Origin of the sequence: Hominimerdicola alba 8 (assembly GCF_000178155.2) — a bacterium.
Taxonomy (GTDB): Bacteria; Bacillota; Clostridia; order Oscillospirales; family Ruminococcaceae; genus Hominimerdicola; species Hominimerdicola alba_C.
Genome location: NZ_ADKM02000008.1, coordinates 28,541 through 41,788, shown reverse-complemented (window position 1 = coordinate 41,788; position 13,248 = coordinate 28,541). Strand labels below are relative to the sequence as shown.

The following is a 13,248-nucleotide window of genomic DNA, read 5'->3' as shown; positions in this document are numbered from 1 at the left end:
AACAATGAGTAACAAGATAAAGAATGACGATGTTTCACTGGGAAGATTTATCAGCCTTGTTCTTCGCCATCAGCCTCAGACCATCGGTCTGACTCTTGACGAACATGGCTGGGCTGACACGAAAGCTCTTATCAAAGGCGTTTGCGCCACAGGCAGAAAGCTGGATATCGAAACGCTTGAGAGGATAGTTCGAGAAAACAACAAACAGCGATATTCTTTCAATGCTGACAAGTCGAAGATACGTGCAAATCAAGGTCACAGCATAGCGGTCGATGTTGAGATGAATATTGCCGAACCGCCATCGGTGCTTTATCATGGTACTGCCGCTGACTGCCTTGATTCTATCCGTGAGAAAGGCATTCTGAAAATGAGCCGCAACTATGTTCACCTGTCCAAAGATGTGGACACTGCTGTCAAGGTAGGCTCTCGTCACGGAAAGCCTGTAATTCTCGTTATCGACACCGCAAAAATGTCAGCTGACGGTTTCGTGTTCCGCATATCGGAAAATGGTGTATGGCAGAGCGAAGATATTCCGTGGAAATATGTCACTGAAATTAAATATCCGTAAAATTGGACATCTATTTTGAAAGGAACTAAGGATATGTACGAGGATATAAAGGATAAAATTGTGGAAGTTTGTCACAAAATGTGGCAGAAAGGCTGGGTGGCTGCCAATGATGGAAATGTCACCGTAAAAGTAGGCGATAACCGATTTCTCGCCACCAGAACAGGTATCTCAAAAGCCGAGATAACCCGCGATCACATCGGTCTTATCGACAAGGATTTCAACATAATCGAGAAGCCTACCGATGACTGGCGTCCGTCATCTGAGGTCAAAATGCACATCAAGTGCTATAATGACCGCCCTGATGTCGGTGCTGTCGTGCATGCGCATCCGCCTGTATCTACGGGCTTTGCCTGCGCTCATATCCCGCTGGACGACTACTGCATGATAGAAACTGTCATCGCAGTCGGTTCAGTCCCGCTGACCCCATACGGTACGCCCTCTACCTTTGAAGTGCCTGAAGCTATCGAACCTTATTTGCAGGAACATGATGTTATGCTTCTGACAAATCACGGCGCACTGACAGTCGGCGCAGACCTGACGACTGCTTACTACCGCATGGAAACTCTCGAATTACAGGCGCAGATATCGCTTGTAGCCAGACTTCTGGGCGGTGTCAAGGACATCGACCGTGAGAACATCGATCGTTTGATCGGCATGCGCCCTCAGTATGGTGTTACAGGCAAGCATCCCGGCTATAAAAAGTATTCGGGTGATGATAAATAAGCAAAACTGTTCAATATAATGGACTGTTTCCCGCCTCTCGACGCAGCTGCAACGAGAGGCGGTATCTTTATATGGAATGTGTGTGTTGGCTGATTAAATTTTATTTTGTAATTTATTGATATTTTGTGACTTGCTTCTTTTCACGACAAAAGAACGCCCGCTCGCGACTTTTTTTTCGCAGAATTTCTTGTTTGTGATATAATTAACATACTTAAAAACTATGCAAAAGAAAGGGATAACTAAATGGCAGACACAAAATTAATTGATATGCGTGAAACGGGGCAGAATAAAATGAGTCCAAAAAAACAGTCAATATTGCTTGTTATCGGCATGATGGCGGTTTTTCTTGTGATGACAGTCATTATGTCGCTGGTGAAAGACCATCTGACTATTGCAGATGAAACTCTTAAGGCTGATATCGCCCACCTTTTGGCAGAGATCGCGACCGCCCTGACCTCAGTCTTTGCCGTCATAATTGCCCGAAAAACGTCGGGCTGTGAACTGAAATCGGCTTTCAAGTTCAAGGGATTTGACTGGTCTGTGCCGATCATGCTGACTTTATTTGTCTGGTCAGCCTGCGAAACGACCACAGCCATTGACGGCGCGATACTCAGCAGATCCATGTCTGTGCGCCCCGGTTCCGAAAACAGTATAACAGTCATTTCGGTGATATGTTCCTGCCTGCTTGCACCTTTTTTTGAAGAACTGATATTCCGTTTCAGCTTTATGGGTGTGATGAAAAAGAGTTTCGGCAAACGCATGACAATATTTTTACCTGTAGTCATATTTTCGTCTATCCACCTATACAATATTCAGGGTTTTTTTGATGTGCTTGTCGGTGCGCTTGTGGCGGCGACTATCTACTATTATACCGAAAATATCATCTATGTCATCATCGAACATGTAGCGCACAACAGCCTGTGTCTTTTCGACTTTAACAAAGTTGACCTCTTCGGTTCGTCGGTCTACAGCCGGCGCAACGGCTTTGTGATAATGAATACCGGTTATATGATCATCAACATGATTTTGCTTGCGGGCTGTCTTGTGTGGTTCTTCAAATATTTCAAACCTAAATACAGCATGAAAGCATAACATGTGCTTCTATAGATCCAACTATTTAATTCACATAATCGGATCTATTGGTTTTGTGACAGGATCTTGTCTGAATTTTAAGGTGGATTGCTATAATTTCCTCTAAGCCGCCGCTGTAAAAGCGGTGGCTGTTTTGCTTTTATCCGTACATGACCCAGCGCATTTTTGCATGATATGATGAGTATAGTCTAAAAAATTACCCTCGCGAAACTGCATCGTCTGGCAGTTTTGCGAAGGTATTTGATATTATTATGTTTTGTGGTTATCCTGATGACACGCCACAAAAACAGCGGGTATACAGAACTTAAGGTTCTTGGCGTATGGCGCTCAATTATCCTTTTGTTTACCGCATTTTTAGTTGGTGTGCTAAAGGGATAGCCATATTATGTTTTCTTATGTTCTTTCATGCGGCAGACTTGTTTTGGCTGAAACGTCTGTACACCGCAAAGCAGAGGATTATCTGCAAAACAGTTGAGCATGGTGTAGCAAGTCCGATGTGGAACAGCGAACCTCCTCCCACGCGCTGCATTATCAGCGCAACGGGTATCCTCACCATAAATGCACCGCAGATGCCCTGTATCATAACGAAAGTTGTGCGCTGTATGCCATTGTAGTAGCCGATGAAGCAAAACAGGAAGCAGGTCAGCAGGCAGTCGATGGCGTATGCTTTCAGATAGTCCCATGCGTTGGCGACTGCTTCGCTGTCATTCGAGAAAATACCTGCCAGCAGGTCGCCGCGAAAGAATGTCAGCAGGAACATGATAACGCCAAATACGAATGATACCGCGATTCCCGTTTTCAGCGCCTTTGAAGCCCTGTCATATTTGCCCGCGCCGTAATTCTGCGCCATAAAAGCCGACATCGACTGCATGAACGCCGCAGGTACCAGCATTATAAACGCACAGACTTTCTCAGCCACACCCACACCTGCCGAAGCTGTAAGGCTGATATCGTTGACGATAGCAAGCATCACAAGAAAAGATATCCCCACCAGCAGATCTTGTAAAGCAATAGGCGTGCCGATGCGGAAGATAGACACGGCACAGGGCTTGTCGAATTTTATGTGCGATTTTCTGAATTCAAAGGGCAGTTCAGTCCGCCTGATTATGACCAGTGAGATAAGTACGCTGATTAGCTGTGCCAGTACCGTAGCCAGCGCCGCACCCGATGCACCCATATGTAGTTTCTTCACAAAGAAAATGTCACCGATTATGTTGAAGATGCAGGCTATCCCCACCGCTGTCAGCGGTGTTCGTGAATCGCCCAGTCCCCTGAAAATGCTTCCCAGCAGATTGTAAGCCGTTATTATCAGAAATCCCGAACCGCATATCCTTATGTAGCTTGATGTGACTTTAAATGCCTCAGCGGGAGCGTTCATTATCTTTGCCAGCATCTCAGCACCCACAAGGCACAGTATCGTCAGCATGATCCCCACAACAGCGAATATCAGAAGCCCTGTGCCGATGGTCTTTGCGGCATCTTCGGGACGTTTCTGACCTATCTTCTGCCCCACCGAAACAGTTATGCCCATTGAAAAGCTGACAAGAATGTTCGTCAGTGTAAGTACTATCTGCGAACCTGTTGAAACTGCCGAAACTGCCGAGTTATCACTGAAACGCCCTACTACCAGCAAATCGACCGCACCGTACAGCGATTGCAAAAACATTGCAAATAGTACGGGCAGCATGAATTTCAGCAGCTTAGGCAGAATGGCACCGCTTGTAAAATCATTGTCTTTCATAGTTACCTCCATCAAAAAAGCCGGATAAAACAGCAGACATCTCAGCCTGCGGTCTTATCCGGCATTACATTTCTGTCGAATGTGTTGCCCTCCGAACCAGCGATAATATTATACCATAGATCAAAAAAAGTGTCAAGCGCATCTGTGTGTTCAAAGTCACAGAACCAATGTTAAGTCAGAATGCACAAATTTAAATGGTCAAATTCATTAACACTTTTTGACTCCTACTGAGCATTTTGCTGTGCTTTCGTTTTTGATAATATGCTATAATGTGAAAAATCACCTCATATTTGATGATGACCGTTGTGATGCACAAAAAGCTGTTTAAAACTTTGTGCAAGTTTAAGTTCATAGAAACCGTCAAATTGCTTAATTATTCTTGCACCGATGGAGTTGTTGTGTTATAATATATGGGAAGAGCATGTCCTGTAGTAAAGATATAGATCTCAGAACATTCATCGCTGACAGCTGCCAAAAACATAGCGTCTGCGAGCGATGAATGCAGAAATAAGTATGTCGTTTACTATTTAACCGATATCAAGATAAGGAGAGGTAAAAATGAAAAAAACGATAGCAATGGCGGCTGCACTTGTCATGTGTCTTGGCATGACAGCATGCGGCGATAAGGAAAAGTCGAGCAATTCAAAGGCAGAAAATTCCTCTGCGGCAGAAGCGTCATCGGCTGACGAGATCACATCCGGGTCGGAAGAAACCGCAGATAATACAGAGATCACCACTGAAAACGAGGGCGAAGCAGTCGTTTTCGGGCAGACTGTAGAGGCGCCCGCTGGTGTCAAGGAATATCAGATAGTCGGCAGTGGTCTGATAGGCGAGAAATACTCGGTCGATCTTATACTTGATGATGATTACGGCACATTCTATTCGCTTGAAATGGACAAGGAATTTGGCGATGTGCTTTTCAAATTCAGTTCAAATTACCTTTTAAAGACAGATGCGTCAAGCGGCAAACTGGGCGATTACGAACTTATCAGCACATTGACAGGCGAAAGCTACGGTGCGCTGTCGGGCGAAGAGATAGCTGAAAAGTTTGACCCCACGATCGGCAAGGATATAGTTGAATGGAGTTATGACGGCGAGGTCAAACTCTCTGAATTTGAAGAGGGCAAACTCTACAAAGCAGAAAGCAAAGAGGAAATGCCTGTATTCGTCAACGATACCGATACTGACCTTGTCGTGCATGTCATGAACGACTGGGATTACATGACCTCTACTTATACATACCCGATCAAGGAGATAGAGGATATCGGCAGGGAAGAACAATACATATTCTCGGCAGGAGAGAATTTCTATGTCAGCGTCGAGAAACTCACCACTGATATGCTGAGTCCCGATGACCTTGAGATACCTACAGTTTTCGTCAATGGTGTCGAAAAGGGCGAGAAGATCGATGTCGGTATAAGCGGATTGCTTACCAACGCAGGAGATACCGATGTCGATATCAAGCTGGTCCTCAGCGCGGGCGACCCGATCGAGATGACAGTGCCGTCAGGTGAGATATATTCCATAGACTGGATGAAGATAGACCATATAGAGATAAAGTAAATTGTGACCGCCCGCCGAACTGCTGTTTCAGACGGTCGGAAAAAATAACATGGCTATCTCTTTAGCACACCATTTGAAAATGCGGTGAACGAAATGTCGGTTTAATGTTGTATATCTTTACCTCGCCTGAGTCGGGGATAAGATGTACATAAACCGCCTTTTCTTGTGGTGCGTCAGCGGAATAACCACGAAAAATAATATAGTTGTCCCTTAAAAAATAACACCTGGAATGACAGCATTTCAAAGAACTTTTATTGATAAGTTTTCTTGCCCGTGATTTCGGCGCGTGGAAAGATAACGGATATTCAGCCGCATGCGGAAAGATCGGGAATGCAGACAGCTATCTCGGCATATCGGGCACAGGATATCCGCCATATGCCGCTGTGAACGCATATCGGCGGCTGACGGTGGGAAGATAACAGAAAAGTGCGTCTGGAAAGAACTGACGAATATGATAAACATAGTTCGGTAGACAAGGGGGAGTCTGAATGGTACTTTATATCAATTGCTGTATAAGACGGGGTTCACGTACTGAACGTCTGGCGCAGGCTGTGCTGAAAAAAATGGGTGAATACAATGAGGTATTTCTGCCTGCTGAGGACATAAAGCCGCTGAACGAAAAAAAGCTGTGCAAACGCACCGAACTGCTCAACGCGGGAGAACTGGAGAACTCAATGTTCGACCGCGCACATCAGTTTGCAAATGCAGATAAGATAGTCATAGCCGCGCCATTCTGGGACGGTTCTTTTCCATCATTGCTGAAAGTCTACATCGAGAACATTTATGCGGTAGGCATAGTTTCGCACTATTCTTCGGACGGCACGCCTGTAGGCATGTGCAGTGCAGATGAACTGGTCTATGTGACCACTGCGGGCGGCAAATATATCCCCGATTTCAGCTATGATTATATCAAGGCACTGGCACAGGGCTGTTTCGGCATAAAGAATACAAGGCTTGTTGTGGCGGAGATGCTTGATATTGCAGGCATGGACTCCGAGAAGATACTCCGTGATGCGATGGAGAATGCCTGAAAACTTTGGTTTGTACAGGTATAAGATGATCGTGGGTATCCCGCTGACACACCACAAAAACATTTTTTACAGAATTTAAGGTGGCTGGCGTATATCTAAAGATATGGGCGCTCGATTATCCTTTTGTTTACCGCATTTTCAGCCGATGTTCTAAAGGGAAAGCCATAATAAGAATGATATACAACAGCAAAAAAAGCCGTCCTCGGGTAAAAAGGACGGCTTTTTTCAGGTATATGCGGTATGGGTGTACCGCTTGGGGAAGGAAAGATATGATATCTTTTGTGGAAGTCTATTCTTTTACTGCACCCGATACCAGACCGCTGTAGATGTATTTCTGCAAGAACAGGAATATCAGCAGTGTGGGTATTATGCAGAGTATTATGCCGGAGAACACCACTTCCCACTGTATTTTGGTGGAACTGATGTACTTGTACAGAACTGTCGATACTACCAGAAGGCTTTCGTCCTGCATGTACAGCTGTGGGGTGTAGAAGTCGTTGTAAATGCTGACGAATTTGATTATCAGCACCGTTGCGATCGCAGGTTTCAGGTTGGGCAGAATTATCGAGAAATAAATCCTCGGATAGCTTGCACCGTCCATGATACCGCTTTCGTCCAGCGATACGGGTATCTGGCTGAGAAACTGCATAAAAATGTATATCGAGATTATGTCTGTTCCCACATATAGGATTATCGGGGCAGCCATTGTGTTATAAAGCCCCATCTTGCTGATTATCTGGAAAACAGTTACCTGCATAGAGATATTCGGCAAAAGTGTCGCCAGCAGGAAAGCGCCTTTTATCAGGCGGGTCATCTTGCTGTCAAAGCGCTGTATTATGAAAGCTGTCATGGTACCTGTAAGTATGGTGCCAAAGCAGGAGATGACGATGATGATGAATGTGTTGAAGAGTCCGCGCATCACCTTGCCCTCGAAGAATGCAGTCTTGAAATTGTCAAAAGCAAAGGACTTTGGCATTTCAAACACGCCTGAGTTGGCAAACTCCTTGCTGTCCTTAAAAGCACCCAGCAGTATCACGACTATCGGTATCAGCACCATAAGACACCCGCAGATGAGAACTGCATATGAAAGTATCTTAATGACTATCTGTGAGATGTAGACAGGCTTTTTCTGTGCTTCGCTGTTCATCATGCCGCCTCCTTTTTGGTGGACTTTGCAGGCTTGTCATCGCCCTCGCGGAAGAAGTACTTCTGTATCAGCGTCACCACGATGATTATTACCAGCAGTACTACCGCCATAGCGCAGGCAAGTCCCACCTGCTTTTTCTTGAATGCAGTTTCGATCGTTTTTATGACGAATGTCGAACTGCCGTAATTTCCGCCTGTGATGATGTATGGTATCTCGAACACCGATATCGCGCCCTTGACTGCCAGTATCAGCTGAAGCGAAACTATAGGCTTTATGCTGGGAAATACGATGTAGCGGAATTGCTGGAATGGGTTTGCGCCGTCAAGGTTAGATGCCTCGTAAAGGTCGGGGCTGATGGACTGTATCGCGCCGATGTACATGATTATATCGAAGCCGATATATCTCCATATGGACACGAACACCAGACAGCAATTCACAAGAAAGGTGTTTGCGGGGTCGAACCAGCGAACAGGTTCAGCGCCGAACAGCGCCAGCACACTGTTCAGTGTGCCTTCCTGCGTCAGCGGGGGATTGCCCTTTGTAAAAAATCGCAGGAAGATTATGCTGACAGCTACGCCGTTCATAAGATACGGAAAGAACAGCACGCCCTTGAAAAAGCCTTTCGCCCTTATTTTCGAGCAGAGTATAGATGCCACCAGCAGTGCTACTATCTGCTGTACGAACGAACCTGCCAGATAGTACAGGCTGTTCTTGAAAGTTATGAAATAGTCGGGGTTTGTGAAAATGGTCTTGTAGTTTTCAAATCCCACAAATTTCGGGTCTACCCCGAACTGGTCGCGTTCCTGAAAGCTGTATCCCACCATATTCACGGCAGGAACAAAGGTGAACAGCACAAGCAGCGCCAGCGGTATCAATAAAAATAAAATAGAAACGTACAGCTTCTGACCCTCATATGTCCTGAGCCACTGCCCGAAGCCGACATTTCTGCCGTTTTTGGTCTTCATAGATAACTCCTTTGCAAAACAGCAGCGGACGGTCTGACCGTCCGCTTATTAGGGTAAAAAATAGGAAAATAAGTGGAAATTTAACCCAGTATCTCATCTCTTGCGGCTGCCCACTTCTCGTTCTCGGCAGCGATTATCGCTTTGAACTCGTCTTCGCCCTTGCCTGCAAATGCTGCCTCTGCGAGCTTTATCTTGAAGTTGTCGGTATCACCGTTGTAAACGCCAACGCCCGACTTGGTGTCGATCTCGTTGAATTTGCCCACCAGTTCTTCGGGGGTGGCAGCCTTTTCAAAGAACTCTGCGTTCTCAAATTCTGAAAGGTTGTCAGGCAGTGCGGAATCTTTCTTTGCAGGTATCATGCCCTCTTTCTCAGCGAAGCCCGACTCGCCTGTGAACCACTCGACATACTTCTTTGCAAGTTCCTTGTTGTCAGCGTGTTTGCTAACGCCAACGCAGTAATCGGGAGCGGTCTCGGCGTACTGCTTGCCGTCGGCGGCAGTTATCGGCACAGGCATGTAGCCGATGTCATCGGGGTTCTCAGCCTGCTCACGGAACTGTGCTATCGCCCACGAACCCATCATCATAGTGCCTATCTTGCCCTCGCCCATCCAGACTTTTGAGGACTCCCATTCGGTGGTCATGTGGTCTTCTTCTATTACCGAAGGTGTGGAGAACAGGTCGAACATCAGCTTATAAACAGGGTAGTAACCGCCGTCTTCTGCAAAGAGGTCAAGTTTGTCGGTAAGCAGCTTGTTCTCGTACTCAGGGTCGCCAGTTGCGGAAAGTACAAGGCTCTGCCACTGGGTGATAGTCCAGCTTGCATCGGCGTACTGTGTGTAGTAGGGGATAGCATCTGTCTTGTCAGCGATAAGCTGCAAGTCAGCCAGAAATTCATCAGGGGTCTTGGGCAAATCGGTTATGCCTGCATCGCTCCAGACTTTCTTGTTATAAAGCACACCGACAGCGTTGCCGCCGTAAGCTATGCCGTACACATTCTTATCAGCGTCCATTTTTCTGTCTGCCCAGCGGTAGGTAGCGCTCATCTCATCGTAAGTGCCGAGAGGTTCAAAGAAATTGCCCAAGTCTTTAAGTTCAACATCATCGGGTATCATAAGTACATCGCCGTAATCATCAGTACCCATTCTTGTTGCTATGGTGCCTGTGTAATCCTGATATGCTACATACTGCACATCACAGTTGTTTTCTTCCTCGAAAGCCTTAGTCATTTCATCAAGGCTGCCGTCATCTACACGGTCGGTGCGGTGTGTCAGCACTTCCAGCACTGCTTTGCCGTCCTCAGATTTTTTTGCAGACTTGCCGCTGCTGCCCTCGCTGCTGCTGTCGCAGCCCGAAAGTGCCGCTGCAGCGCTCATAGAAACAACACATGCCAGCATCGCTGAAATTATCCTCTTCTTGTTCATAGTGATATCCTCCATTTATGTTGGTTAAAAATTAATCTCTTGCTGAGATTTAATTATCTTGAAACAAAGTATATCACTTAGCTAACGATTAGTCAATAGTTTGAATAAAATTATCTTATTTAACAATTAAATTTTGTTGCAAAGGATAATTAATTTGTATTATCGTTGTGCATATTCCACAAACAATGTATTCGTTTACAGTCAATTTATCCAAATAAAGACAAAAGGAGCACCGCCGCAGCGATGCCCCTTGCATATCAGTATCTTAAATTTTTCTCGCGCTGTCTTTAATGATAAGTTCACCGCTTATCTTGACATTTATCTTGTCGCTGTCAGGAAATTCTATCCTGTTGAGCAGTATCCTGACAGTTTCGGCAGCCATCTTCACAGAATTAACGTTTATTGTCGTTATGGACGGTTTTGATATCTCTGATATCAGGTAGTTGTCATAACCTACCACCGAAATATCCTCAGGTACACGCAGACCTCGCTCTTCCAGCTGACGAATGGTGTGGAACGCGGCTTCATCGCAGTTGCAGACAAATGCTGTCGGCAATTCGTCGGGGAATGCTATCTTTATGAAATCGCGGTAGTCACGGTCATCGAGCGTCCATTCGTTTCGCACTTCAAGACCGTTGTCTATCATGGCTTTCATGTAACCCATGTACCTGTCGAAAATGCTGCTGGTCGCTTTGACAGTGCCGATATAGCCGATATTTCTGTGACCGAGTTCGCAGAGATATGAAGTCAGTTCATACCCGCCGCCGTAACCGTCTGTGGTCACCGAATCAAGTTCAAGTCCGTGGATGTAGTAGTCCAGCAACACCAGATTTGGCATATTACGCACCAGTTCTGCCGCATATTCACGACTCAGCTGACCCAGCGACACGACCGATGACGCGGTGCCGTCCATGACCAATTTCGGCATGACCAGCTTGTCCTCGTCCTCCTGCGATATCTGTTCTATCAGGCAGTAATACCCCTCTGCACTGAACTGCTTGACAAGGTCGTTATAGAGCGCCCAGTAGAATGAACCGTTGGGGTTCATGAATTTTTCGGGTATCACAACGCCGACAATGTGGTTGTTCTTTATATTTGCCGCCCTCGATGAAACATAGCCCATCTCTTCGGCGGTCGCTTTTATCTTTCTGCGAAGTTCATCACTGACACCTTTTTTATCTGTCAGTGCCTTTGAAACGGTCACGATACTGGTGTCGCAAGCCTTTGCGATATCCCCAAGTGTTACGCCTTTAGCCGTAGCTATCACCCCTGCTGACATAGTTATCAGCTGTACCGTCTGTTATAGGATTATGCTTCGGCACAGCTTATTATTTTTATTATAACATGTTGATTACAAATAGTCAATATTTAGATTTGAATAAATATTATCAAACCTCTGTGTCAGCAACGGTTTTTTCTGCATAAAAAAGCGGCTCTTTACAGAACCGCTCTGATAAGGTCAATTCGGATAGCAGTAGCATACCGAGTATACTGTGGTGGTGTTCTTCATGCAGCCTACATGTATCTGATCGAGGTAGCTGCTGAAATTGCTTGTACCGAAAGCATTCACACAGTCATTGTAAGAGAACTTGGCATAGCTGTGACCGTTCGCGCTGCCGAATTCATAAGCCTGTACTTTTGCCCATCCGCTGCCGCCGCTCCAGCTTTGCAGTATAAGTTCTATCTGATTACGGTTGCTGTTGGTGTATTCAACGTAGAAGTAGCCGTTTTTCTTGATATTGGCTGCATCAAAGCTGCCGCCGTTCTTCGTGGTCATGACGGATACAGGCTGACCCCATGCGCCGGCTGAACTTTGTCCCCAGAACAGCGAAACATAAGGGTCGCCGCTGCTTGATGATGAACTGCTGCTTGATGACGAGGCGTTTCCCGATGATGAACTGTTCGATGAAGAACTGCTTGAAGAACTGCTTCCGGTGAATACCGAGCATTTCTTTGAGGTCTTCTTTATGCCGTTGCTGCCGTTTATCAGGGTGTTGCCCCATGAGGTAAGTGAAGTGCCTGACCAGTCGTTTGCGATATCAAGATATGAAAGGTCGGAGCCATTGCCTTTCCATGACCAGCCGAGATAGCCGACATTTTTCTGTGTGCAGTAACTCATGATAGTCGCTTCATCTACATCGCCGTTGGTGTGCTGTCCGCCGAATTCACCTATCACGACAGGCACGCCTATACCCAGTGCATTGTCGATATTCTTTTTGACAGTGCTTGAATTACCTCCGGCGTACTCGTACATGTGTATTGAGAACACTGTATTTTTCTTCGAGTCGGCATTGAACACAGATTTGCCGTAGTCCTTGATGGAATCGGGGTACTGTCCCCAGCCTGCACAATCGACCATTATCATGTTGTTGATGCCTGCATTTCTTATGCTTTTCACCGCAGACTTATTGCCCTCAGCCCATGAATAGCCATTCCAGCTGCCGTACCACTCGTTGGCTATGTTGAGTATAACATACTTCTCGTTGCCCTGAAGTACGCTTTTGTTCTCTATCCAGTAATTAACGGCTGCATTGAGGTCTGATGTGTTGTCGCTGCCTGTGGCATCGTGAACTTCCAGTATGCACACAAGGTCGTTCTTTTTGCATTCGTTTACTATGTTTTGCAGGTCGCTCTTTGAAGTTTTTGACCACTTCTTGCCGTCGGCAACTACTACCCTGACGGTGTTTGCGCCGTTGTCAGCTGCGCCTTTAATAGAGGTCGAAGTGTATGAACTGTACCATGCGTGGGCGATATTTACGCCGCGCATAACGAAGTCATTTCCGTTAGCATCTTTGATGCTTGTACCGCTGACATAAAACCCGTTCGATGCCGCATCTGCGGGGACTGCGGGCATGGATAATGCCAGCAGCATCGCTGACAGCATTGCTGCTGCTGTGCGCTTTACAGCCTTGATATTCGTCTGCATATTGACCATTGTTTTCGCTTCCTTTCGGTTTTGTCGATCTATCGTTTGCTTGTGGTTCTGAAACGTTTCAT

At 46.1% G+C, this 13,248-nt stretch carries 12 protein-coding genes; 6 read left to right on the top strand and 6 right to left on the bottom strand.

The annotated features are described in order from the left end of the window. Positions 1-4 precede the first annotated feature (4 nt). The 3 genes from CUS_RS00265 (at position 5) to CUS_RS18375 (ending at position 2,383) form a co-directional block, all read left to right on the top strand. Positions 5-568, top strand: a complete 564-nt coding sequence (locus CUS_RS00265) for an RNA 2'-phosphotransferase (protein WP_002846792.1) — start codon at positions 5-7, stop codon at positions 566-568. A 33-nt stretch (positions 569-601) separates the two neighbouring features. Then, positions 602-1,291 (top strand): class II aldolase/adducin family protein, encoded by a 690-nt coding sequence (locus tag CUS_RS00260; RefSeq protein ID WP_037275807.1) that lies wholly within the window; start codon positions 602-604, stop codon positions 1,289-1,291. A gap of 291 nt (positions 1,292-1,582) precedes the next feature. Further along, positions 1,583-2,383: a CPBP family intramembrane glutamic endopeptidase gene (locus tag CUS_RS18375; RefSeq protein WP_157769475.1), complete on the top strand. Its 801-nt coding sequence runs from the start codon at positions 1,583-1,585 to the stop codon at positions 2,381-2,383. Positions 2,384-2,786: 403 nt separating this feature from the next. Here CUS_RS18375 and CUS_RS00250 read toward each other — a convergent pair whose 3' ends face one another. Continuing rightward, positions 2,787-4,124: an MATE family efflux transporter gene (locus tag CUS_RS00250; protein WP_002846793.1), complete on the bottom strand. Its 1,338-nt coding sequence runs from the start codon at positions 4,122-4,124 to the stop codon at positions 2,787-2,789. A 558-nt stretch (positions 4,125-4,682) separates the two neighbouring features. Here CUS_RS00250 and CUS_RS00245 point away from each other — a divergent pair. The 3 genes from CUS_RS00245 to CUS_RS00240 all read left to right on the top strand — a co-directional run bounded on the left by CUS_RS00245 (position 4,683) and on the right by CUS_RS00240 (position 6,718). Continuing rightward, a complete protein-coding gene (locus CUS_RS00245; protein WP_002846812.1) occupies positions 4,683-5,687 on the top strand; it encodes a hypothetical protein in 1,005 nt (334 codons plus the stop codon). A 254-nt stretch (positions 5,688-5,941) separates the two neighbouring features. Further along, positions 5,942-6,106: a hypothetical protein gene (locus tag CUS_RS19675; protein ID WP_157769474.1), complete on the top strand. Its 165-nt coding sequence runs from the start codon at positions 5,942-5,944 to the stop codon at positions 6,104-6,106. A 69-nt stretch (positions 6,107-6,175) separates the two neighbouring features. Then, positions 6,176-6,718, top strand: coding sequence for an NAD(P)H-dependent oxidoreductase (locus CUS_RS00240; RefSeq protein ID WP_002846868.1), 543 nt, complete (start codon positions 6,176-6,178; stop codon positions 6,716-6,718). Positions 6,719-7,007: 289 nt separating this feature from the next. On the opposite strand, the gene CUS_RS00235 is transcribed toward CUS_RS00240, so the two are convergent. The 5 genes from CUS_RS00235 to CUS_RS00215 all read right to left on the bottom strand — a co-directional run bounded on the left by CUS_RS00235 (position 7,008) and on the right by CUS_RS00215 (position 13,186). Next, on the bottom strand, positions 7,008-7,868 hold the full coding sequence (locus CUS_RS00235) for a carbohydrate ABC transporter permease (protein ID WP_002846836.1): 861 nt from the start codon (positions 7,866-7,868) through the stop codon (positions 7,008-7,010). Continuing rightward, the gene (locus CUS_RS00230) at positions 7,865-8,830 is read right to left on the bottom strand and encodes a carbohydrate ABC transporter permease (RefSeq protein WP_002846820.1); all 966 of its coding nucleotides are present in this window, start codon (positions 8,828-8,830) and stop codon (positions 7,865-7,867) included. Before CUS_RS00230 ends, CUS_RS00235 begins: the two co-directional genes overlap by 4 nt. An 80-nt stretch (positions 8,831-8,910) precedes the next feature. Further along, positions 8,911-10,251, bottom strand: coding sequence for an ABC transporter substrate-binding protein (locus CUS_RS00225; RefSeq protein WP_002846871.1), 1,341 nt, complete (start codon positions 10,249-10,251; stop codon positions 8,911-8,913). Positions 10,252-10,516: 265 nt separating this feature from the next. After that, positions 10,517-11,530 carry a LacI family DNA-binding transcriptional regulator gene (locus CUS_RS00220; RefSeq protein WP_002846786.1) on the bottom strand — a complete coding sequence of 338 codons (1,014 nt, stop codon included), beginning with the start codon at positions 11,528-11,530 and terminating at the stop codon, positions 10,517-10,519. A gap of 180 nt (positions 11,531-11,710) precedes the next feature. Further along, a complete protein-coding gene (locus tag CUS_RS00215) occupies positions 11,711-13,186 on the bottom strand; it encodes a cellulase family glycosylhydrolase (RefSeq protein ID WP_002846860.1) in 1,476 nt (491 codons plus the stop codon). Between the last annotated feature and the right edge of the window lie 62 nt (positions 13,187-13,248).